The organism is Lapillicoccus jejuensis (genome assembly GCF_006715055.1).
In the GTDB taxonomy this organism is placed as follows: Bacteria; Actinomycetota; Actinomycetes; order Actinomycetales; family Dermatophilaceae; genus Lapillicoccus; species Lapillicoccus jejuensis.
This window is the reverse complement of record NZ_VFMN01000001.1, coordinates 1,208,662-1,231,394: the sequence shown is the minus strand read 5'-3', so window position 1 is coordinate 1,231,394 and position 22,733 is coordinate 1,208,662. Positions and strand designations below refer to the sequence as shown.

The window sequence follows — 22,733 nt, the reverse complement described above, 5'->3', positions numbered from 1 at the left end:
CCGGGGAACGACGAGGCCGGTACGGCGCTCGGGGCGCCGTACCGGCCGTGGGTCACCGCGCAGCGGTGGTCGTCAGCGCCGCGTCGGCGTGGGGACGACGTGGGCCGGCGTCGGGGCGACCTCGCGAGCCGCCACCCCGTGCTGCGGGGTGGAGGGGGCCTGCGAGCTGGCGCCCGTCGTGTCGAACCCGATGGCGAAGACGTGCGCGTCGCCACCCTGCGCCTGCGGCAGGGTGATGCTCGCGACCGTCTTGCCGGCGTCGAGCGGGGCGCTGACCGAGAAGACGTAGGTCTTCACCGGGTCGCGGCCGCCGGACGAGTTGCGGTACGCCGTCGTCACCGCCGTGGTGTCACCCGGCACCGGGGTGCCGCCACCGCCGCCCAGCGTCCAGTCGCTGAAGAACGCGTCGAAGGTCGACGACGTCCCGTCGGTGTAGTGCACCGTGACGGTCCCGCCCGCCCCGGACGAACCGGCGTTGGACGCCGAGCCGAGCAGGCCGATGGTGCTCGCGCCCGCGGGCACCTTCAGCGGGATGGTCTGGCCGGACTCCTCGATGTTGTCCGGGGTCGCGACCGGGACGTCCGGCCAGGTGTAGTGCACCCCGTCGGCCGTCACCGTGGAGCCGGGCGTGACACCGGCCGCCGCGAGGGCCTGGGCCGAGTAGCTCCAGCCGCCCCCGTCGAAGCTGGCCGCACCGGTGTGCGCGTCGTCGGTGATGCCGGCGTTCGTGTAGTACGGCCAGATGTCGCCGGCCGGGGCGACCGCGACCTGCACGGACGACGTCGGCAGGACGGTGCGCCCGGAGGTGAAGGCGAACGTCACCGTGTAGCGCCCGTCGGCGTCACCGGCCGCGGTCAGCGTGGCCGTGGCGGACGCGCTCCCGTGGGCCGGCACCGTGATGCTGCCGGACCTGGGCGAGACCGTCACCCCGCTCTGCGCGGTCGCCGTCCACCTCACCGTGCGCTCGCGGCCCGCGAGGTTGGTCACGGTGACGGTCGCCTTCGTCGTCCCCCCGGGCTGGAGGATGACGTCGCTCGGGCTGGCGGCCACGAACGCGTCCTGCTGACCGGTCGGGTCCGACGGCGGGGCCTTGCTCAGGTCACTGCCCCAGGCCTTGTTCGGCGTGCTGCCGAGGTCGAACGCGAGGTTCGCCCCCTGCAGGACGCGCGACCCCGGCACCCACGGCTTGTCCCACGCGGAGCCGTTCAGCGTCAGCGACTGCACGTACGGCGTCCCGGTGCTCGCCCTGGGGGCGGTGACGGTGAGGGCCTTGCCCGACGCGAGGTGCACGGTGGCGGTGGGGAAGACGGGGCTGCCGAGGACGAGGGTGTCGGTGCCCGGGGTCTCCGGGTACATCCCGAGGTTGGACCAGACGTACCAGGAGCTCATCGCCCCGAGGTCGTCGTTGCCGAACGACCCGACGGGCGCGTTGAAGTAGAGCTTCTGCTGCGCCTCCCGCACGACCTGCTGGGTCTTCCAGGGGGCGCCGACGTAGTCGTACTCCCACGGGATCTCGATGCTGGGCTCGTTGGACAGGTCCGCGTTGAGCGGCCCCGGGTGGTCGATCGAGGTGAAGAGCGAGTCGAGGAAGGACTCGTACTTCACCGGGCCGCCCTTGCCGGCGATGAGCGCGGCGAGGTTGTGCGGGACCATCGGCGTGTACTGCGACGCCGAGCCCTCGACCATCCCGGTGCTCGTGCCGGGCGTGAAGCCCGGGGCCCAGGTGCCGTCGGCCAGCTTGGCCTGCACGTAGCCCGTGGCCGGGTTGAAGATGTTCTGCCAGTCCTGCGAGCGGGTCGCGAAGCGCTGGTAGACGGAGTCGTTGCCGAGCGACCGCGCCAGCGACGCGATCGCGTAGTCGGCGCTGTCGTACTCGAGCAGCGTGGACGCCGAGCCGTAGAAGTTGCAGCAGCCGTACGAGCCGTCGTCGGGCAGGTAGCCCTTGACGTCCCTCACCTGCTGGCCCGGGCGCACGTCGTTCTTCTGGGTCGCCTCGGTGACCATGGCGGCCAGGGCCTCTTGGACGTCGAAGTCGCGGGCGCCGAAGGCGTAGGCGTCGGCGATGATCCCGTCGGCCGGGTCGCCGACCATGACGTAGCTCTCGCCGTTGTTGAAGGCCCACTTGGGCAGCTGCCCCATCTGCTCGTACTGGTGGAGCATCGAGCGCACCGTGTCGCTCATCTGCTGCGGGGCGACGACCGCCTCGAGCTGGGCCTGGCTGCGGTAGGTGTCCCACCCGGAGAACGTCGCGTACTCGACGTGGCCCGGGTCGGTCGTGTGGACCGTGCCGTCGAAGCCCGGGTACTGCCCGTTGACGTCGGAGAACGTGTTCGGATGCAGGAGCGCGTGGTAGAGCGCCGTGTAGAACTGCACCTGCTGGTCCTTGGTGCCGCCGCCGACCTCGATCTTCCCGAGCTGGGCGTCCCACGCGGAGCGAGCCGCCTCGCGCACCGCGGCGAGGTTCCAGCCCGGGATCTCGGTCGCGAGGTTGAGCGCCGCGTTGGCGTCGCTCGTGTAGGAGACACCCGCCTTGGCCGTCACCGTCGTGCCCGCGGGGAAGTCGAGCACGATCGTGCCCGGGCCGCCGTTCGCGCTCTTCCCGGTGACGTGGCTCGCCGTGAAGGGCTGCTGGAACCGCAGGTCGACGTGGATCGTGTAGTCGTCCTCGACCGTGGGGCTCTGCCCGCAGAAGTGACCGGTCGTCACCGAGGCAATGACTTCCCGGTCACCGATCACGGCACCGGTCGTGCCGTCGACGGGGGTCGCGCTGTCGGTGAGCTTGAGGACGAGATGCCCGTCGGCGCCCGAGGGGAAGGCGAACTGGGAGATCCCCGCGCGGGTCGTCGTCGACATCCTCGACGTCACGGCGGCGGCGCCCGTGCCGGTGGTCACCTGGTAGAAGCCCGCCTTGGCCACCTCGCCGGTGTGGCTGAAGGGCTGGACGAGCGAGCCGGGGTCGGAGCCGACGTCGCCGGACACCGGCAGCATCGGCAGGTCGCCGCCCGCACCGCACCCGGGGCCGCTGACGTGGCTCAGGCTGAAGCCGCGCAGGTCCTTGTCGGTGTACTCGTACCCCCCACCGGCGGGCCGGTCGGGCGAGGTGTCGGGGCCGAGCTGCACCATGCCGAACGGCACGTCCGGCCCGGGGAAGGTGTCGACGTACCCCGAGGTGCCGATGATCGGGTTGACGTAGTCGGAGTAGCGGCCGGCCAGGTGAGGGGTGGCCGTCGCGGACGACGTCGCGCCGGGCGGGGCCGCCGCGGCGAGGGAGGCGCTGCCGCCGACGGCGGCGAGCGCCACGGCCCCGACGACCGCCAGGGCGGGTCGCAGGGCGCGTGCTGGACGCTGGGACACGAGGTCCTCCTTCTGTTTCGACAACGTTGTCAAAATCGGAGGCTAGACCCGCTCCGGCGATCTGTCCTGTCGAGATCCGGACGTCGCGCGACGGACGCGTCCTCCACCCCACGGGGGAGGTCGGACCTGGGAGGAGCCTGGTAGAACTCGAGGGGTGCGAGCACTGCGCGACCTCGGGGCCAGCCCGACCGCCGAGGCGGTGTACGTCCTGCTCGTCGACCGCGGGCGCCAGGACGTGGCCGACCTGGCCGCCCACCTGGACACCCCACCCGCGCAGGTGCACGCCGCCGTCGGCGAGCTGCGCGGCCTGGGCCTGGTCGCCGCGACCGACGACGGGCCGGTCCAGCCGCTGCCGCCCCGGGCCGCCATCGAGGCCCTCGCCGAGGACCGTTCGCGCCAGGCGGAGGCGGCCCGCCGCAGCGCCCAGGTGCTCGGCGACCTGTGGGCGGCGCACGTCGACGGGCCGTCGTACCTCGAGGTGCTGACCACGACGGAGGCGGTGGCCGCGGCCAGCCGGGCCCTGCACGACCGGGCCCGCACGCGGGTGGACGCCCTGTCCATCGGCCCCGTCGGGCGCGTCGACGCCGAGCCGGCGGTCGCCCCCGGCGTGGCGGCGGCCCTGGCCCGTGGGGTGGCCTACCGCGTGGTGTACGGCGCACGGATCCTCCAGCACCCGGTCGCGGTCCGGGCCGTCACGACCTGCATCGCCCAGGGCGAGGAGGCCCGGGTCTACCGGGACGTGCCGCTCAACCTCACGGTCGGGGAGGGCGGGGCGCTGCTCATGGTCGGGGCGCCCGGCACCGAGCGGCTGCACGGTCTGCTCGTGCGCCCGTCCGACCTCTACGACCGGCTCAGCAGCCTCTTCGAGGTCTTCTGGAGCCTCGCCGTCCCGCTCACCGCCGCGGTCGGCTCCGGCCCGAACGGGTGGGCACCGCCGGTGACGCCGGCCGCGCGGCTGCTCGTGACGCTCATGGCGGCCGGGCTCACCGACGAGTCGATCGCACGCGAGCTCGGGGTGAGCGAGCGGACGGTCGCCCGGCGGATCGCCGCGCTGCAGCGCGACCTCGGCGTGCAGAGCCGCTTCCAGCTGGGGGTGCAGGCCGGCCGCCGCGGCCTGCTGTGAGTCCTGCCCCGAGGATCGCTCCGAGGATCGCTCCGAGGACCACCGGAGGACGCCGTACGGCGACGCCCGGTGACCCGGGCGCCGCCGTACGGGCGTGCGTGGTGCGCGGTCAGGCGGCGGGGACCGCCGGGACCTTGGGGGCGTCGGACGCGACGAGCTGCGGCAGCACCCGCTCGAACTTCGCGTCGAGCCGCAGGCTCGGCAGGACCTTGAGCGGGTCGCCGCTGGCGGCGACGGCGATGCCCCACGAGGAGGCGGCCTGGCGCTGGTTCGGCGTGCCGTGGTGGCCGGGAGAGGTGAACTGGCAGTCGCCCACGTCGTAGAACGTCTTGGTCACCTGGAGCAGCGCGTTCGGCGCGAGGTTGAGGCCCTTGGTGTGGGTGGCGAAGTACGAGCCGAAGGCGTCGGCCATCAGCTCGGTGCGCCGGGTCGCCTCGGGGCCGGTCAGGTCGGAGACGAACAGGTTGTCCTCGAACTGGACGTGGTGCGCCATCTCGTGGCCGAGGACGGCCTTCGGCCCGACCGCGTTGAGCCCGAGGGCCTTGAGGGCGTCGAGGATCCCGTCGCCGAAGACCATCTTGTCCTTGATGCCCCGGAACAGCGGGTCGGTCTCGCCCTGCGCGGAGAACGCGAACGCGTTGAGGGTGAAGATCGGGTTGCGGCCGTTCCGCAGGCCCGGGTCGCTGCGGACGATGCCGACGAGCTGGCGGGCCAGCTTGACGGCCTTGGCGTCGTCGAGGCCGTAGAAGAGCTTGACCATCCGCGTCATGCGGGCGACGTCGACGGTCATCTCCCCGTGCATCGCCATGAGCTGGATGTCCTCGAGCTTGACGTCCCAGAACCGCTGGGCGTAGCCGAAGGTCGTCGTCAGGGTGCCGGCGTAGGCCGCCGGGAGCGCGAAGTCCGGGTCCTTGGGGCTGCCGTAGAAGATCGCCTCGTAGGTCGGGAAGTCGAGCACGCCCGCGAGGGCGAGGGTGATGAGGCTGTCGTTGTCGACGCCCGAGAGGATCTGGTCGACGTAGCCGTCCAGCGGCGTCGGGTTGCAGACGTAGTCGCCGGGGTCGATGGCGTTGGCGACCGAGCGGTCGAGGACCTCGCGGGCGGGCGAGTGCTCGATGTGCGCGCGGGCCACGGCCGCGTCGCGCCGGGCCTGCCAGTCGGCGGGCAGCTGGGCGATGATGCTGTCGAGCGTCGCGCGGCCCTGGGCCGACAGCGTGGAGCCGGCGGGGACCACCCGGGCCGACGGGCCGGAGACGGTGGCGCCCGCGGGGCTGGTGCTCGCCTGGGCGGGCAGGGCGGTGCCGAGGGCCAGCGTCGCGCAGGTGACGGCGGTCAGTGACCAGGTCAGGCTCTTCTTCACGGGTCTCCTTGTCGTGACGTCGGACCGCTCCCGCCACCCGGGTCTCCCTGGTGGGCCCGGACCGTCACGGCGGGACCGGTGACGTGCCGCCACCCTCGCCGTGCGCAGGCCCCGGGGCGGAGGGGTTCGGGTGTCCGGAACCGGCATGGCGAGAACCTGACAGCACGCCGGGAGGATCCTGGGCGTTCCCCGTAGCGTGGGGTGGGTGAGCGGCCCCGCCCCCGACGACGAGCGGTTCCTCGACGACCTGCAGCGGCGGACGTTCGCGTGGTTCGCCGACGCGGCGCACCCGGACACCGGCCTGGTCCCGGACCGCTGGCCGCGCCCCGACTCCTGCTCGGTGGCCGCGGTCGGCTTCGGCCTGACCGCGTGGGGGGTCGGGCAGTCGCGCGGCTGGCTCACCCGGCACGACGCCGTACGGCGCACCCTCGCCACCCTCCGGCTGCTCCACGACGCCCCGCAGGGGGAGGCGGCCACGGGCACCAGCGGCCACCGCGGCTTCTTCCACCACTTCCTCGACCCGGCCACCGGGCTGCGCTGGTCGGACGACGTCGAGCTGTCCTCCGTCGACACCGCGCTGCTCCTGGGCGGGGTGCTCTTCGCCGAGCGGTGGTTCGACGGCGACGACGCGGCCGAGCGCGAGATCCGCACCCTCGCGGACGCCCTGCACCGGCGCGTCGAGTGGCCGTGGATGCAGGCGCGCCCGCCGCTGATCTCCATGGGGTGGCTTCCCGGGAAAGGGTTCCTCGACGCCGACTGGTGCGGCTACAACGAGGCGATGCTCGTCGTGCTGCTCGCCCTCGGGTCGCCGACGCACCCGGTGGGCGACGACGCGTGGCCGGCGTGGGCGGCGTCGTACGGGCGCACGTGGGAGGAGTTCCACGGGCGGACGCACCTCGGCTTCGGGCCGCTCTTCGGGCACCAGTACAGCCACGTCTGGGTCGACTTCCGCGGGGTCCGCGACGACTGGGGCCGCGCGCACGGGCTGGACTACGCGGAGAACAGCCGCCGGGCGGCCCACGCGCAGCAGGCCTACGCGGTCGCGAACCCGGGTGGTTTCCGGGGCTACGACCAGGACGTGTGGGGGTTGACCGCCTGCGACGGGCCGGGGGAGGGGACCCACCTCGTCGACGGCCGCGAGGTGCGGACCCACGGGTACCTCGCCCGCGGCGCGGGGCCCGGCTGGGTCGAGGACGACGGCACGATCGCGCCGACCGCCGCCGGCGGCTGCCTGCCCTTCGCCCCGGAGATCGCCCTCCCCGCGCTGCGGGCGATGGCGGACCGGTACGGCGACGCGCTGCTCACCGAGCACGGGTTCCTGGACGCGATCAACCCCACCGTCGGGTGGGTCGACGACCAGCACCTCGGGATCGACCAGGGGCCGATCCTGCTCATGGCCGAGAACCTGCGGACCGGGCTGGTGTGGGACGTCGTGCGCGGCCACCCGGTGCTACGGCGGGGTCTGGCGCGGGCCGGGTTCCGGCCCGCGCGCTAGACCTGCGCGGGCTCCTCGCCCCGCCGCACCGCCGCGAGCAGCATCTGCGCGACGTCGACGACCTCGACCTCGGCGCGGGCCTCGCCGGCCGACTGCTTGCCGGTCACGCCGTCGCTCATCATCACCTTGCAGAACGGGCAGCCGATGGCGATCCGGTCGGCGCCGGTGGCGAGCGCCTCGTCGACGCGGTTGCCGTTGATCCGGGTGCCGAGCTTCTCCTCCATCCACATCCTCGCGCCGCCGGCGCCGCAGCAGAACGACCGCTCGCCGCTGCGCTCCATCTCGCGGTACTCGACGCCGGGCAGCGCGCCGATGAGCTCGCGCGGCGGGGCGTAGACGTTGTTGTGCCGGCCGAGGTAGCACGGGTCGTGGTAGGTCACGCTGGCCGCCGTCGACGCGGCGCCCGCGGCCTTGCCGGTCGGGGCCTCGTCGGGGCGGGCGACCGGGACGAGCCGCTTCTCGCGGACGAGGCGGTTGAGCAGCTGGGTGTGGTGGACGACGTCGTACCGCCCGCCGTTCTGCGGGTACTCGTTCTTCAGCGTGTTGAAGCAGTGCGCGCAGGTGACGACGACCTTGGTGACCTTCGCGTCGTTGAGGGTCTCGACGTTCTGCGCGGCGAGCATCTGGAAGAGCACCTCGTTGCCGGCGCGACGGGCCGAGTCACCGGTGCAGGACTCGCCCTCGCCGAGGACGGCGAAGGTGACCCCGGCGGTGTGCAGCAGCTCGGCGACGGCGCGGGTCGTGCGCTTCGCGCGGTCCTCGAGCGCGCCGGCGCAGCCGACCCAGAAGAGGTAGTCGACCTCCTCGGCCGACTCGACGTCCCGGCCGACGACCGGCACGTCGAAGGGCAGGTCCTTGGCCCAGTCCAGACGCATCCGCGGCGACATGCCCCACGGGTTGCCGTTCTTCTCCAGGTTCTTGAACAGCCCGCCGAGCTCGGCCGGGAAGGCCGACTCGATGAGGACCTGGTAGCGGCGCAGCTCGACGATGGTGTCGACGTGCTCGATGTCGACGGGGCACTGCTCGACGCAGGCGCCGCACGTCGTGCACGACCACAGGACGTCCTGGTCGATGACGGCGTCGGGGCCGTGCGGGTTGTACGCGCCCAGCGGCGAGGCGACGTCGTACCCCGTCGGGCCGACGAGGGCGAGGTCGTCGGAGGCCGCGGCGCGCACGGTGTCGGGCAGCCGGTCGCGCGACTCCTCGGCGGCCAGCAGCCACGGCGACTTCTCGTACAGGTGGTCGCGCAGCGTCGTGACGAGCAGCTTGGGCGAGAGCGGCTTCTCGGTGTTCCAGGCCGGGCACTGGCTCTGGCAGCGACCGCACTCGGTGCAGGTGGTGAAGTCGAGCAGGCCCTTCCAGGTGAAGTCCTCGACCGTGCCGACGCCGAGCGTCGCGTCCTCGGGCAGGTCCTCGAGGGCCGCGACGTCGAGCGGGCCGGACGCGACCTGGATCGGCTGGAGCGCGCCGAGGGCGGTGCGGCCGTCGGCCTCGCGCTTGAACCAGATGTTGAAGAAGGCGAGGAAGCGGTGCCAGGCCACGCCCATCGTCGGGGTGAGCGCGATGGTGATCATCCACGCGAACGAGATGAGGATCTTCACCGCGGCGACGACGACGATCGCCGCCTCGAGGCCGGTCGTGCCGGTGCCGAAGAGGCTGCCCAGCCACGCGGTCCCGGGGTAGTGCGCTGCCGTCGCGCTGGGCTCGCCGGTGGCCCGGCCGAGCGCGTACTCCAGCCCGCGCAGGGTGAGGATGCAGATCGTCACGCCGAGGATGGTCAGCTCGACGTAGTTGGCCTGCCAGGACGACGAGCCGTAGAAGCGCGAGCGGCGCCCACCCTCGCCGGGGCTGTTCCTCGGGTGCTGGCGCTGCCGCACGACCATGAGCGCGACGATGCCGACCAGGCCGGTCCAGGCGAAGAGCTCGGTCACCCACTCGTAGACGACCCAGTGGCCGAGCAGCGGCAGCGCGAAGGTCGGGTCGGCGAGCTGGCCGAACGCGGTGACGAGGGTGAGGAAGAGGACCCCGAACGAGATCATCGTGAACCAGTGCGCCGTCGCGACGACCGGTAGCCGCGACATCCGGGTGTGGCCGAGGAACTCGCGCAGCAACGTGACCGTGCGGGTGCCGGGGGCGTCGGTGCGGTGGGCGGGGGCGCCGAGGCGGAAGACCTGCAGGTACCGGCGCACGGCCAGCACGAGCAGGACCGCCCCGACGAGCGTGACCGCCAGGCTGACGGTCCCGGCGACGATCTGGAGCACGGTCATGGGCAGCACACTACTGGCGGGTAAGCGCCCGCTCACCTGTCGTGTGACGGCGCTCGCGCGCGCCGGGTCCGGCGGCTGGACCGGGGTCGCAGACCCTTTCGCCCCTTTTGGCTGAACGTCACCTAGTAACTGGCTGGCAGCCTTCGCCGACGATTGTTCCCGCCTCGACGGGGTGCGAGGGTCAGCGGGTCCTGCGCACCGGGGGGTGACGCCGGGAAACGACTCGGATCCGGGAGGTCCCATGCCCCATGCCGTCCTGCGCCGTCGGCGCACCACCGCCGGCGCCCTCGGCGCCGCCCTCGCCGTCGTCGTCGTGGCCGCCGGGCCCGTCGCGGCGAGCGGGAGCGCGCCCGGCGCCCTCACCGGCGCCGCGGCGACCCAGGCCCAGCGCCACGCCGCCCTCACGCACCCGTCCGCCGCCCGCACCGCGCAGGCCGCGGCGGCCGCGGACGACGGCGGTGGCCGCGACGTCGGCGACGCCCTCGAGGTCGCCGACCGCGCCGACGAGTTCGCCAACGAGCGCTCGGCCCCGGCCGTGAGCGCCCCCGCGGCGGCCCTGCTCGCGGCCCAGGCGCACGCCGCCGGCATGCCGGCCTCGAGCGCCGGTCTGAAGGAGATCACCGGGGCGCCGTACGACGCGAACCCGCCCGGCTACACCGACCCCACCTGGTCGAACGCCGGCTCCGGCTTCGGCGTCGTGGCGGGCCGCACCACCGCGCTGGCCACCGACGGGACGACCATCTACGCCGGCGCCGCCGACGGTGGCGTCTGGCGCAGCAAGGACGAGGGCGCGACGTGGACCCCGATCTGGGACGGCCAGCCGTCGCAGTCGATCGGCGCGCTGTACGTCGACGCCGGGCACCACCTGTGGGTCGGCACCGGCGAGGCGAACACCAACAGCGACTCCTACCTCGGCGTCGGCGTCTACTGGTCGGCCGACCAGGGCGCGACCTTCACCCGCGTCGGCGGGACCGAGCTGCAGAACGCCCAGGTCTACCGGCTGCGCGACGCCGGCGACGGCTGGGTCTACGCCGCGACGAGCAACGGCCTGTGGCGTCACCGCTCGGACCGCACCGGTGGCCAGTGGCAGTCCGTCCTCAAGCCGGACCCCAACCCGACCGGGTCGCCGTACCTCACCTCGCAGATCACCGACGTCGTCGTCCGTCCGGGCACGAACGGGCAGGACGTCACCGCGGTCCTCGGGTGGCGCAACGGGTCGTCGTACAACGGCTTCTACCGCTCGACGACCGGCGGCGGCGCCGGGTCGTTCAAGAAGTTCACGCCGGCGGGCGCCATCGACGCGACCGACATCGGCCGCACGACCCTGCAGTACGCCGCCGACGGCTCGCGGCTCTACGCGATCGTCCAGTCGCCGAAGGCGCTGCTCGCCGGCGGGGCCACCAACCTCCAGGGCGTCTTCGTCTCCCCGTCCGGCGCCCCGACCGGCCCGTGGCAGCTCGTCGCCGACAGCGCCAAGCTCGGTGCCTCCGGCTCGGCGCTGATGAACATGCCGGGCTACCACGTGGGCATCCAGTCCTGGTACAACCAGGCGCTCCAGGTCGACCCGAGCGACCCGATGCACGTCTACGTCAGCCTCGAGGAGGTCTTCCAGACCCGCAACGGCGGCACGACGTTCACGACCGCCAGCCCGTACTGGAACTACGGCCTGGCCTGCGGCGACTCGTGCCCGCGCACGACGCACCCGGACCAGCACGCGCTCGCCGTGACCGGCGACGGCCAGATCGTCATCGGCAACGACGGCGGCGTCTACCGCCGCCCGCTGTCGGTGACCGGCTACGGCCGGTGGAGCGACCTCAACGACGGCCTGCGCACCCTGCAGTTCTACGACGCGAAGAGCGGCGCCGGCGCGGCCGGCGGCAACGTCGGCTACTGGGGTGGACTGCAGGACAACGGCACCGCCCTCGTGCAGCCGAGCGGCCGGACGGTCGAGCCGGCCGGTGGTGACGGCGGCGCCGTCCTCGTCGACCCGAGCAGCTACCAGCGCATGGTCGGCGAGTACACCAACCTGCAGATGTACCGCAGCAGCGACGGTGGTCACTCCTTCACGACGCTCAGCCCGGTCTGCGGCGTCTACACCGGCGCCGACTGCGACCCGACCGCCCGGTTCATCGCCCCCATCGCGATGGACGTGCACGACAGCAACCACTGGGTCGTCGGCGGCTCGGCCATCTGGGACACCACCAAGGGCTGGGCGACCAGCTGCGCCGGCGCGACGTGCGACTTCACCCAGGTGCACAGCCTTGGCAAGGACGCGGCGGGCGGCGACAACCTCGCCTCGGCCATCGCGGTGAGCGGCGTGACGACGTACGCCGGGTGGGTCGGCGGCGGGGGCAACCCCGGCCCGGCGTTCGCCTCCGGCATCGACACCAACTACGGCGGCTCGTGGCACCGGATCTCCTCGCCGGTCCTGCCCAACCGGTTCGTCACCGGGCTGACCGTGGACCCGGCCAACCCGGCCCACGTCTACGCGACGTTCAGCGGCTACTCGCGCCGGTGGATCCCCGGTGGCGGTGTCGGCGGCGTCTTCGAGTCCACCGACGGTGGCTCGACGTGGCGCAACATCAGCGGCAACCTGCCCGACGCCCCCGCAGACGCGCTGGCCGTCGTCAAGGGCACGCTGGTGCTCGGCACCGACCTCGGCGCCTTCACGGCCTCGCAGTCCTCGCCGATGCGCTGGTCGCGGGTCGCGGGTCTGCCGACCGTCGTCGTCAACAACGTGTCGCTCTCCGCGGACGGCCGCAGCGCCGTCCTCGGGACGCACGGCCGCGGCATCTGGACGGTGACCCCCGCGCGGTCCTGACCGCCCGCGACACCAGCGGCTCCGTACGACGCCCCGCCCGGGTCACCCGGGCGGGGCGTCGCGCGTTCCTGAGACCCGCTTGCCGATCGATAACGTCAGGTTGGAACATGGATAACCAGATGTGAGTTCTCAGGGGTGGCCGGTCCGGCGGACCGCCACCGGACTCCGTCCCGACCTCCGAAGGAAGAAGGCAGCACCCGTGCCCATCCACGACGACGTGACCCAGCTCATCGGCAACACCCCGCTGGTCCGGATCAACAAGGTGACCGACGGCGCGAAGGCCACCGTCGCCGCGAAGCTCGAGTTCTACAACCCCGCGAACTCGGTCAAGGACCGCATCGGCGTCGCCATCATCGACGCCGCGGAGAGGTCCGGGCAGCTGCAGCCCGGTGGCACGATCGTCGAGGCGACCTCGGGCAACACCGGCATCGCCCTCGCGATGGTCGGCGCGGCCCGCGGCTACCAGGTCGTCCTCACGATGCCGGAGTCGATGAGCAAGGAGCGGCGCGCGCTGCTGCGGGCGTTCGGCGCCGAGCTCGTCCTCACCGACCCGAGCAAGGGCATGAAGGGCGCCGTCGACGCGTCCGAGGAGATCGTCAAGGAGCGCGGCGGCATCCTCGCCCGCCAGTTCGCCAACGAGGCCAACCCGGAGATCCACCGCCGCACGACGGCCGAGGAGATCTGGAAGGACACGGACGGCGCGGTCGACATCGTCGTCGCCGGCATCGGCACCGGCGGGACCATCACCGGGGTCGGGCAGGTCCTCAAGGAGCGCAAGCCCGGCCTGCAGGTCATCGCGGTCGAGCCCAAGGAGAGCCCGATCCTCAACGGCGGGCAGCCCGGTCCGCACAAGATCCAGGGCATCGGCGCGAACTTCGTCCCGGAGATCCTCGACACGCAGGTCTACGACGAGGTCATCGACGTCGACATCGACACGTCGGTGGCGTACGCCCGTCGGGCCGCCACCGAGGAGGGCCTGCTCGTCGGCCTGTCGTCCGGCGCGGCGCTCGCGGCCGCGGCGCAGGTCGCGCAGCGCCCCGAGAACGAGGGCAAGACCATCGTCGTCATCATCCCGAGCTTCGGCGAGCGCTACCTCTCGACCGTCCTCTTCGAGGGCCTCGTCGACTGACGTCGGCGACGTCGACGACCACCACCACCACCCAGCGGGAGTGACCGACGTGCACGACGTACGACGCCGCGCGACCGGCCGGGGCGACACCGCCCCGGCCCTGGTGCGGCGTGCCCTCGCCACGGTCCGCGAGGACGTCGACGCCGCGATCGCGCGCGACCCGGCCGCGCAGTCCCGGCTCGAGACGTTCCTCGCCTCGCCCGGCCTGCACGCGATCTGGGTGCACCGGCTGGCCCACCGGCTGTGGCGCACGCCGGGGTGGCGGCTACCGGCGCGGCTGCTGGCGCAGCTGTCCCGGGCCGTCACCGGCGTCGAAATCCACCCCGGTGCGACGATCGGCCGGCGCTTCTTCATCGACCACGGCATGGGCGTCGTCATCGGCGAGACGGCCGTCGTCGGCGACGACGTCATGCTCTACCACCAGGTCACGCTCGGGGGCCGGTCGCTGAAGAAGGTCAAGCGCCACCCGACCCTCGGCGACCGGGTCACCGTCGGTGCCGGCGCCCGCATCCTCGGCGACGTGACCATCGGCGACGACGTCCAGGTGGGCGCGAACTCGGTCGTCACCAAGGACGTGCCCGCCGGCTCGGTGGCCGTCGGCATCCCCGCGCAGGTGCGCCCCGCCGTCCCCGGGCTGACGCCCGAGGAGATGCTCGAGGAGATCCCCGCGATCTTCATCTGAGCCCGTCCCGCGGGTCCGCGACCCCCTGTCCCCAACCCCCGGGGGCGGGTCAGGCGGTCCGCGGCCCCTGTGGAGGGCCCGGAGCCGGGCCGCCCGCAGCGGCGATGCTCGACCCGTCGCCCCGCCCGGGGCGCGGGGAGGTGGACGACGTGTTCGCGATGGACCCGGCGGGGGTACGACGCGCCGGCGACGGGCTCGAGGGCCCGTCGCGGACCGCCCGGGCGGTGGCCGCCCGGCTGCAGGGGGCGACGGTGCCGCGCGGGGCGCCCGACCTCTCGGCGGGCGCCGAGATCGGCGCCTTCCTCGACGTCGAGGCCGACGGGCTGCGCTCGCTCGCGGTCGAGCTGGGGCTGCTGCGTGACGCGGCCGACGCCGGCGCCGCCTCGGTGGCCGCGGCCGACGCGGCCGCGGCCCAGCGTTTCGCGCGGCCCACCTCGGCCGCCCTGCGTGAGGCGCTGGGCTGATGCGGCCGCCGTCGACGGAGGAGACCGCCCACTACGGGTGGCCGGGCGACGACCCGCCGCTGCTCCACCGCCTGGTCGCCGAGCTCGACGCGGCCGCCCGGGGGGTCGTCGCGCTCGCCGCCGCGGTCCGGGCCGTCCTCGGGGCGCTGCGCTCGGCGTGGCCGGTCGGCCCGGCGGGCAACGCGGCCGTCCACGACGTGCAGGTGACCTCCCGGTGGGTGTCCGGGGTCGCGCCCCGGCTGACCGCCGCGGCCGGCCTCATCGGGGACTACGCCGGCGAGCTCGACCGGGAGCGGCGCCGGCTCGAGGACCTGGACGAGGCCTGGGCCGTGCTCGCGCCCTCGGAGCAGGTCCTCGCCCACCTGGCCTTCCCGCCGCCGCCCGAGCGGTCGACGGAGTGGGAGCGCGCCGACACCGATCTCGCCGTGGCGCGGCGGCTCAGCGGGTTCCGCACGACCACCGAGGTCGACGCGGCCTACGCGGCGCTCGTGCGCCGCGTGCGGCTGCTGCGCGACGACGTGGCCGCCGAGCTGGTCCGGGTGGGCCGGGGGGCGGCCCGGGCCGGTGGGCCGGCGGGTGCGTCGTCGTACGGCGGCGCGCTGCTGCTCCTCGGGCAAGAGCCGGACCCGCTCGCCGCCGCCCTGGCCCGGGTCGGCCTCGCCGCGGTGCCGACCACCGCGGCGGGGGTGCGGGCCTTCTGGGCCACCCTGACGGGGAGCGAGCGGGCCCGGCTGCTGGCCGGCGACCCCGCTCGGTGGGGCGCCACCGACGGGGTCCCCGTCCGCGACCGCGACCTGGCGAACCGCCGCCTGCTCCAGGCGGACCTCGCCGCGGGGGCGGCGCTGCTCGCCCGGGCCGGGCTGCCGGGCGTGGGCGACCCGGAGCAGCTCGACGCCCTCCTGCGCGGGCTCACCCTCGAGCAGCGGGTCCGGCTGGCCGGGGCCGCGGGGGTCGCGCCACCGTGGTCGCCGCTCGGGGCCGGCACCCTGCTGCTCCCCCCGGACGTGCTGCGGGCGCTGTCGGTCTACGGCTCGGCGCTCGGCACCGCCGGCGCCCTGGGTCTCGCCGCCGGGGTGCCGGCCCTGCTGCTGCTCTACGCCCCGCGCGCGTTCGCGCACGGCTCGCGGACCGACGGGCGCGTCGCCGTCGCCTACGGCGACCCGGACACCGCGAGCGACGTCGCCGTGTGCGTCCCCGGGCTGGAGTCGAGCGCGGCGAAGCTCGACCAGGTCGGGCAGGACGCGGTCCGCCTGCAGCGCGAGGCGCAGGCCGTCGACCCGACCCGCTCGAGCGCGGTCGTCGCCTGGCAGGGGTACGACGCCCCCGAGTGGACCAGTGTCGTCGGGCAGGCCCGGGCGCGGGCGGGCGGGGACCTGCTGGCCGTGGACGTGGCCGCCCTCGTCGCGACGCACGCCGGTGGTCACGCCGACCCCGATCCGCACCTCACCGTCGTCGGCCACTCCTACGGCAGCACGACGACCGGTCTCGCGCTGCAGCATTCGGGTCTCGCGGCCTCGGTCGACGACGTCGTCGTCATCGGCAGCCCCGGGCTCGGGGGGACGGCGACGACGGTCGAGGGCCTCGGGGTGACCCCGGCCCACCTCTACGTCGGGTCGGCGTCACGCGACGTCATCCACCTGGCCAGCGGGACCACCCTCGGGACCGACCCGCTCGCCCCCGGCGTCGGCGCGGTCCGCTTCGCCGCCGAGAGCGTGCACCGCGACGACCCGGGGCTGCTCGACGCGCTCGGGGTCGCCGACCACTCGCGCTACTACGACCCCGGCTCGGAGTCCCTGTGGAGCCTCGGCGCCGTCGCGGCCGGGCACGGGCAGGACCTCGCCGGTGAGGGGATGGTCGTCGACGGGCCCGGTCGCGCACGCTCCTGGACCGACCCGCCGCCGTTCGCCCCCGGGCTGCGCGGGCTCCCGCTGCCGCCCGGGGTGCCGGTCCCCCCGCCGTACGACGACCCGGAGGCCCGCCGCGCGCCCACCGGTGGCCACGTGCACCGGCTGCCGTCGTGACGGCCGGGTCCGTCGACCCGTTAGGGGCGGTCGAGCGACCAGGTCGACCCGAAGGCGACGAACGGGGCCGGTCGGGTGGGGTCGGCGTCCCGGGCGGCCGAGACCGCCGCGGCCAGCGCGCCGGCCGCGTCCGCCCCCTGGGCGAGGTCACGGTGGTAGTGCCGCATCGCGGCGTGGGCGACCTCGTCGTCGACGCGGGAGACGGCGCTGACGACGCACCGGGTCCCCATCGACAGCAGGGCCGCGGTGAGGCCGAGGACCTCGCCGCCGGGGCGCGGGGTGGCCAGCCCGAGCTCGCAGGCGGACAGGACGACGTGGGCGGCCGGGACGGTGTCCTGGGGGACGTCGTACGCGAAGAGCGGCCCGCCCGTCAGCAGCACGCTGCTGAAGAGGGGGTTGTCCTGGTTGTGCCGGCCGTGCGCGGCGATGTGGACGAGGTCGTGGTCGGTGAGCGCGGTCGCGAGCCGGTGCGCGTCCGCGCGGGCCGGGTCGACCGCCTCGGCGGGCGCCCCCGCGCCCGACCAGAGCCGGGCGACGTCCTCGACCTCGCGGGCGGCGCCCGGGAGCCCGGGACCGGCGAGGGCGGCGACGCGAGGGGCTCCCGTCCGGGTCCGGCCGGCCGCCGCGGCGTGTCGGGCCCAGGCGGTCGCCGACAGGCTCACCGTCGTCGACCGCCCGCGCCGTTCGGGCAGCAGCGACCACGGGACGGTCGGCAGGGTCCGGGAGGGGACGACGAGCAGGCGGTCCGCCCGGGCCGGCCCGGCCGGCAGGACGGCGGCGCCCAGCCGGCCCAGGTCCTCCTCGAGCGAGGCGGCGACGGCGACCCGCAGCGGGGCGGGGAGCATCGGCCCGGACAGCGCGTCGAGGTCGGCGAGCACCCGCGACAGCAGCTCCTGCACCGCCGGCCAGGCGGCAAGGCGCACCAGCCGCGACCGACCGTCCCGGACGGTCACGGCGTGCAGCACCTCGTCGAGGACGACGTGCTCGACGAGGTCGGCGCCCTCCTGCGCGAGGAGCGGCCGCAGGTCACCCAGCCGGACCGGGTCCTCGGTGCGCGCGTCGCCGGTGAGCAGCCACTCGCGCTCGCGGACCTCGTCCTCGAGCCGGGCGCGCCGGCGGCGCAGCGCCTGCGTCGTCGGGTCGTCGACGGCGGCGCGCAGCCGCTCGTCCACGAGCCGCAGCGCGGTCAGCCGGCCGGCCAGCTCGGGGTCGGCCGGGGGCCGGACCGCGGTGCGGCGGTGCGACATCGCCCGCCACCGCTCGACGGCCTCGAGCACCCGCGCCGGCGAACCGGACCCGGCCGCGAGGCGCAGGTCGAGCCGGGTGAGCCGGGCGCCGTGCACCGCCATCGCGGTGCGCAGGTCGAGGCTGTGGTGACGGGCCTGCGCCGTGGCCAGGGTCCGCAGGCCCGTGCGCAGCTCGCGTCGGGCCGCCTCCGGGCGGTCCGTGGCGTGCGCCACCCCCGCCACCACGAGGTGCCGGTGCAGCCGCGTCGTCAGCGGGTCGGTGCGGCGCGCCGGACCGGCGTCGGCGAGCCGGCGGGCGGCCTCCTCGGGGCGGCCGCAGCCCAGCAGGGCCTGGGCGGCGAGCAGCTGCGCGCGGCGCCGGTCGGCCGGGCCGAGCCCGACGCCCCCGGTGTCCTCGTCGGCCAGCACCCGCGCGGTCTCGCCGGCCACCCGGCGGGGCCCGCCGGGGCGGGCCAGGTCCGCCTCCCACCGCGTGAGGTCGGCGCGCGCGGCCCAGCCGGTGGCGCCGCGGCGCGCGAAGTCCCGTCCGGCTCGTCGGGCCAGCGCGTGGGCGCCGTCCCAGTCGGCGCGAGCGAGGGCCAGCTCGGCCAGCTCGAGCCGGGCCTCGGCGGCGTCCTGACGGGCGCGCTCCGAGGCCAGCAACCGCTCGGCCGCGCCGAGGGCGGCCGCCGCCTCGGCGAGCAGACCGGCCTCGCGCAGGACCCGGGCGCGGTCGAGGTGCCACACGCTGCGCGAGACGTCGACGTCGAGCCGGTCGGCGTCGGCGAAGGCGGCGAGGGCGGCCGGGACGTCGCCCGCGAGGTGGGCGGCGTAGCCGAGGTTGTGCCGCGCCTTGAACTCCATCCGGGCCAGCCCGGTGCGTCCGGCCAGGTCGGCCGCCCCCTGCAGGTCCTCCCGGGCGCCCGCGACGTCGTGGCGCAGGAGGCGCAGCGAGCCCCGGTTGAGCAGCAGCGCGGTCCGGTCGAAGTCGTCGAGGTGGTGCAGGCCGGCGACGGCGCGGTCCAGGTGGGTGCGGGCCTCGTCGAGCCGGCCGGCCCGGAAGAGCAGCAGGCCGCGCAGGTCGTGCCCGATGGTCGTCAGCTCGGGGCTGCCGACGGCCCGGGCCGCCCGCTCGGCCTCGTCCATCCGGCTCAGGGCGCGGCCGATGCCGTGCACCTCGTGCTCGGCGAAGGCGAGGGTCATGAGCAGCCGGGCACGGACCCGCGCGGCGTCGGGCCCGCCGTCGGGCCCGCCGTCGGGCCCGCCGTCGAGCCGGTCGAGGCGCGCCAGGGCACGCTGCGCGATCGAGGCGCCCCTGGCCGGTCGCCCCGAGTCGTTGGTGTCGCGCGCCCGGAGGCGGTCGCTCTCCGCGCGGGCCAGGACCCGCGCCACGTCGCTGGTCAGGCCGCCAGCCTAGCCAGGGCGTCGGGCCGCCCACCGCTCGCCGCCGCACCCCCGGCGGCGAGTGGTCAGATCTCGAGCGCGGGCGTGACGACGGTGGGCCCGTCGGTGCCCTCGGCGGGCCGCAGCACCAGCTGGGCCAGGCCGTGCGGGACCCCGTCGATGACGAAGCGGCCGTGGTCGTCGGCGACCGTCTCGTGGCTGGCGCCCCCCGTCCGCAGCTCGACCCGCAGGCCGGCCCCGGGGGTGGACCACCCGTCGACCCGCACGGTGCCGGGCGCACCGCCGGCGGACGGGGTGCCCGCGGGCGCCGTCCCGCCGGTGTCGGTGATCGTCACCATCGTCGTCACCGTGTCGGAGGTGAAGGTCACCGTCCGCGCGCGCTGCGCGTCGTCGAGCCGGGCGTCGCCCCGGGCGACGAGCTCCGGCACGCCCTCGCGCTGGAGCCGGGCGACCTCGGCCTCGAGGTCGCCGAGGCTGATGGCGAAGCGGATCCGCTCGGTGAGACCGGTGGGGACGGGATCGACCGCCTCCCACAGCCGGCGCAGGTGCGTGAGCGCGTCGAGGTCGACGGTGTCGAGGGTGCCGGCGGCGAGCGCCTGCTCCTGAGGCGACGGGGTCGTGAGGTCGTCGGTCATCGGGTGTCCCCCCAGTGCGGGTCGGCGTCGAGCAGGTGGCGCAGCTTGGCCAGGCAGCGGCCCCGGGTGGGGCCGATGCTGCCGATGGGCATGCCGAGGGCCTGCGCGACGGTGGCGTAGTCGGGTCGGTCGGAGAAGGCGACGACGCGCAGCAGGCTGCGGCACCGCTCGGGCAGGGCCCGCACGTGCTCCCACAGGACCCGTCCGTCGAGCCCCGCGAGGGTGGCGGCCTCCGGTCCCGGACCGGTCTCGTCGGGCAGCTCGTCGCGTTCCTGCTCGTCGGGCAGCGCCTGCGTCCGCCGCAGGTCGCGCACGACCCGCCAGCTCTCCCGCTTGGCCGTGGTGACGAGCCAGGCCAGCACGGCCGCCGGGTCGTGGATCGCGTCGGCCCCGTGCACGAGGCGCAGCCAGGTCGTCTGGACGACGTCCTCCGCGACGTCGTACGGGACCCGCTGCGCGCGCACGGTGTGCCAGAGCAGCGGGGTGAGCAGGTCGACGAGCTCGGCGAGGCGCTGCCGGTCGCCGCCCTGGTAGGCCGCGAAGGCGGTGGCCGCGCGCTGCGCGAGGGTCGACGCGGGGGCGGCCGCCGGGGGTGTCCGGTCGGCGGGGACGTCGGTCGTCACGGGCGTCGCCACCCCACGCAGGCGCTCACGGCGGCCCAGCCGCGGTCCACGGCGGCCGCGGCGCCGGCCCCGTCGAGGGCTCCGCCGCGGGCGAGCTCGCACGCCAGCTCGGCGGCGAGCACCGGTGCGGCGAAGGAGGTCCCGCTCCAGATGCCGAAGCCGCCCGAGTAGTTGTCGGGGTCGATCGACGAGCGGCCGTCGGCGGTCGCCAGCTGCGGCTGGAGCGAGCCGTTGAACGTCGTCGGCAGCGTGCTCACGACGTTGGCGCCCGGGCGGTGGCAGCTGACCCACGGCCCGGCGTTGGAGAAGATCGCGATCGAGCCGGACGGGTTGAGGGCGCCGACCGCGAGGAGCGGCACCCGGTCGCCGGGCTCGTCGGCGCCCTGCTGCCGCGAGGCCAGGCCGGCGGGGAACATCGGGACCGACGAGGCGTCGTTCCCGGCCGCGGCGACGACGGCGACACCGAGCCGTCCGAGCTGGTCGAGGGTGCCGCCGAGGACCCCGCTGAAGGCCACGTCGTCGGGGGTCTCGTGGTAGAAGCCGAGCGAGAGGTTGAGGACGTCGACGAGCTCGTCGGCGTGCCCGAGCAGCTGCGCCCGGGCCTGGCGCACGAGCAGCTTGTTGAGGGCGATCGTCAGCTGGTGCTCGTCGACGACGCCGCCGCTCGGCATGACCCGGATGGCCAGCACCTGCGCCTCGGGGCAGATCTGGCGCACGATGCCCGCGATGAACGTCCCGTGCCCGGCGTCGAGGTCGAGGTCCCCGGCCAACGGGTTGCGCACCCCGAGCAGCTCGGCGTCGACGACGTCGGAGCCGAGGCCGATGGACTCGCCGCCGACCTGAGCGCCGAGGACGGCGTGCGGCGCGACGAGCCAGTCGTGCTGCCCCAGCCCCGTGTCGAGGACGGCGACGACGGGACGGCGGGTGGCGAGGTCGGCCACCGTCGGGGCGGGCAGCTCGCCCAGCCAGGTGACCGGCTGGCGGTTCCCGAGCGCGCCCGGACCGGTGATGTACGGCAGCCCGCCGCCGGCGGGTCCGGTGATGTAGGGCAGCCCGCTCGTCGCGGGTCCGGTGATGTACGGCGTCCCGGTCGTCGCCGGGCCGGTGATGTAGGGCTCGCCGGTGATCGTCGGCCCGCCCGCCAGGGTGACGAGGTGGTTGAGCCCGACGGTGAGCTCCTGCTCCTGCGGGCCCACGAGCTCCCGGTAGGCCTGCAGCACGCTCCAGGCATCGGGTCGGGGCGCTCGCGGGTCCTCGGGCGGGGTCAGCCGCAGCCGGGTCACCCACACCCGCTCCGCGACCTCGGCCAGCGCGCGGTCGGACAGCGCGTCGACGTACGCCTGCCGCTTGCCGCTCGCGGCGGTCGACGGCGCGAGCCGCTGCCCCGTCCGGGTCGCCGCCTCGACGAGCGCGGCCATCGCCTCGCCCTCGGTGCGGCCCTGGACGAGGAGCTCGTCGCCGACGTACGCCGTCGGGTTGACCGGGTGCCCGGCGACCGTCCCCGCGCGCTCGGGGACGAGGACGTGCCCGTTGACCCGCGCGAGGGTGTCGCCGAGGATCGGCGGCTGCGGCGGCCGGGCGACCTCGCCCGCGGCGGGCGGGACGACGGGGGTGGTGCGGTAGGGCATGGCCCGGTCTCCTCGGTGCGCGTGCTCGTCGGGTCCCCCGTCCGGCTCAGGGTAGGGGCGTCTGCAGCGCAAGGAGCGCGATCGGCGTCGGCTGATACGTGCGCGGCCCGCCGAACTTCTTCCGAGAACCGTGTATCAGGACGGTAGGGCCCCGCTCCTTCCCCGATGTTCCGGCCCATCGGGGGCGTCGGAACCACACGGAGTCGGCGTCACATCGGGAGGCGCCGACGACGGGTGCGGTGCCGCAGCACCCTCCGCCGGGATCGGGGTCCGGGCGGACGAGCGTGGGCGGCACCGCACCTCCCGTGCCCCACCGGCCGCTCGGTCTGGGAGACTGGCCCCGCTCGGGTGGGTTCGCATAGTGGCCGAGTGCAGTCGCCTTGAAAGCGACCAGAGGGTGACCTCTCGTGGGTTCGAATCCCACACCCACCGCCACCACCCCCTGATCCGGACTGCTGCGGGGAGGGGAGGTCCCGGTCGGGCAGCAGTCCCGATCGTGGG

14 protein-coding genes and 1 tRNA gene are annotated in these 22,733 nt (G+C 75.1%); 8 read left to right on the top strand and 7 right to left on the bottom strand.

The features are described from left to right. Window positions 1-72: 72 nt before the first annotated feature. Window positions 73-3,354 (bottom strand): GH92 family glycosyl hydrolase, encoded by a 3,282-nt coding sequence (locus tag FB458_RS05860; RefSeq protein WP_211355945.1) that lies wholly within the window; start codon window positions 3,352-3,354, stop codon window positions 73-75. A gap of 154 nt (window positions 3,355-3,508) precedes the next feature. On the opposite strand from FB458_RS05860, the gene FB458_RS05855 reads away from it, so the two are divergent. Further along, window positions 3,509-4,477, top strand: coding sequence for a helix-turn-helix transcriptional regulator (locus tag FB458_RS05855; protein WP_141847573.1), 969 nt, complete (start codon window positions 3,509-3,511; stop codon window positions 4,475-4,477). 109 nt (window positions 4,478-4,586) lie between these two features. Here FB458_RS05855 and FB458_RS05850 read toward each other — a convergent pair whose 3' ends face one another. Then, the gene (locus FB458_RS05850) at window positions 4,587-5,837 is read right to left on the bottom strand and encodes a hypothetical protein (protein WP_170185582.1); all 1,251 of its coding nucleotides are present in this window, start codon (window positions 5,835-5,837) and stop codon (window positions 4,587-4,589) included. 205 nt (window positions 5,838-6,042) lie between these two features. Between FB458_RS05850 and FB458_RS05840 the strand changes: the two genes are divergently transcribed. After that, a complete protein-coding gene (locus FB458_RS05840) occupies window positions 6,043-7,332 on the top strand; it encodes a glucoamylase family protein (protein ID WP_211355944.1) in 1,290 nt (429 codons plus the stop codon). Here FB458_RS05840 and FB458_RS05835 read toward each other — a convergent pair. Continuing rightward, window positions 7,329-9,599, bottom strand: a complete 2,271-nt coding sequence (locus tag FB458_RS05835) for a (Fe-S)-binding protein (RefSeq protein WP_141847565.1) — start codon at window positions 9,597-9,599, stop codon at window positions 7,329-7,331. The genes FB458_RS05840 and FB458_RS05835 overlap by 4 nt on opposite strands. A 241-nt stretch (window positions 9,600-9,840) precedes the next feature. On the opposite strand from FB458_RS05835, the gene FB458_RS05830 reads away from it, so the two are divergent. The 5 genes from FB458_RS05830 to FB458_RS05810 all read left to right on the top strand — a co-directional run bounded on the left by FB458_RS05830 (window position 9,841) and on the right by FB458_RS05810 (window position 16,716). Next, the gene (locus FB458_RS05830) at window positions 9,841-12,420 is read left to right on the top strand and encodes a WD40/YVTN/BNR-like repeat-containing protein (protein WP_141847563.1); all 2,580 of its coding nucleotides are present in this window, start codon (window positions 9,841-9,843) and stop codon (window positions 12,418-12,420) included. Window positions 12,421-12,619: 199 nt separating this feature from the next. After that, entirely contained in the window at window positions 12,620-13,549 is a 930-nt protein-coding gene (gene cysK, locus FB458_RS05825) for a cysteine synthase A (RefSeq protein WP_141847561.1), read from the top strand. Between the two features lie 100 nt (window positions 13,550-13,649). After that, the gene (epsC, locus tag FB458_RS05820) at window positions 13,650-14,231 is read left to right on the top strand and encodes a serine O-acetyltransferase EpsC (protein WP_246061492.1); all 582 of its coding nucleotides are present in this window, start codon (window positions 13,650-13,652) and stop codon (window positions 14,229-14,231) included. 149 nt (window positions 14,232-14,380) lie between these two features. Further along, a complete protein-coding gene (locus FB458_RS05815) occupies window positions 14,381-14,695 on the top strand; it encodes a hypothetical protein (RefSeq protein ID WP_170185581.1) in 315 nt (104 codons plus the stop codon). After that, window positions 14,695-16,716, top strand: coding sequence for an alpha/beta hydrolase (locus tag FB458_RS05810; RefSeq protein WP_141847557.1), 2,022 nt, complete (start codon window positions 14,695-14,697; stop codon window positions 16,714-16,716). The genes FB458_RS05815 and FB458_RS05810 overlap by 1 nt, the downstream gene beginning before the upstream one ends. Window positions 16,717-16,736: 20 nt before the next feature. Here the strand turns inward: FB458_RS05810 and FB458_RS05805 are convergent, their stop codons facing one another. The 4 genes from FB458_RS05805 to FB458_RS05790 all read right to left on the bottom strand — a co-directional run bounded on the left by FB458_RS05805 (window position 16,737) and on the right by FB458_RS05790 (window position 22,232). Continuing rightward, window positions 16,737-19,334 carry a CHAT domain-containing protein gene (locus FB458_RS05805; RefSeq protein ID WP_141847555.1) on the bottom strand — a complete coding sequence of 866 codons (2,598 nt, stop codon included), beginning with the start codon at window positions 19,332-19,334 and terminating at the stop codon, window positions 16,737-16,739. Window positions 19,335-19,411: 77 nt separating this feature from the next. Further along, window positions 19,412-19,981: a hypothetical protein gene (locus tag FB458_RS21235; RefSeq protein ID WP_170185580.1), complete on the bottom strand. Its 570-nt coding sequence runs from the start codon at window positions 19,979-19,981 to the stop codon at window positions 19,412-19,414. After that, window positions 19,978-20,604 (bottom strand): RNA polymerase sigma factor, encoded by a 627-nt coding sequence (locus FB458_RS05795; RefSeq protein ID WP_141847553.1) that lies wholly within the window; start codon window positions 20,602-20,604, stop codon window positions 19,978-19,980. Before FB458_RS05795 ends, FB458_RS21235 begins: the two co-directional genes overlap by 4 nt. Beyond that, the gene (locus FB458_RS05790; protein ID WP_141847551.1) at window positions 20,601-22,232 is read right to left on the bottom strand and encodes a S8 family peptidase; all 1,632 of its coding nucleotides are present in this window, start codon (window positions 22,230-22,232) and stop codon (window positions 20,601-20,603) included. The genes FB458_RS05795 and FB458_RS05790 overlap by 4 nt, the downstream gene beginning before the upstream one ends. Before the next feature lie 347 nt (window positions 22,233-22,579). Here FB458_RS05790 and FB458_RS05785 point away from each other — a divergent pair. Further along, a tRNA-Ser gene (locus FB458_RS05785) sits at window positions 22,580-22,667 on the top strand. Window positions 22,668-22,733: the final 66 nt, after the last annotated feature.

Excerpts from the sequence above, each read along its gene's own strand:
- FB458_RS05835 (WP_141847565.1), bottom strand. The coding sequence starts at position 9,599 with ATGACCGTGCTCCAGATCGTCGCCGGGACCGTCAGCCTGGCGGTCACG.
- FB458_RS05830 (WP_141847563.1), top strand. The coding sequence starts at position 9,841 with ATGCCCCATGCCGTCCTGCGCCGTCGGCGCACCACCGCCGGCGCCCTC.
- FB458_RS05810 (WP_141847557.1), top strand. The coding sequence starts at position 14,695 with ATGCGGCCGCCGTCGACGGAGGAGACCGCCCACTACGGGTGGCCGGGC.
- FB458_RS21235 (WP_170185580.1), bottom strand. The coding sequence starts at position 19,981 with ATGACCGACGACCTCACGACCCCGTCGCCTCAGGAGCAGGCGCTCGCC.
- FB458_RS05790 (WP_141847551.1), bottom strand. The coding sequence starts at position 22,232 with ATGCCCTACCGCACCACCCCCGTCGTCCCGCCCGCCGCGGGCGAGGTC.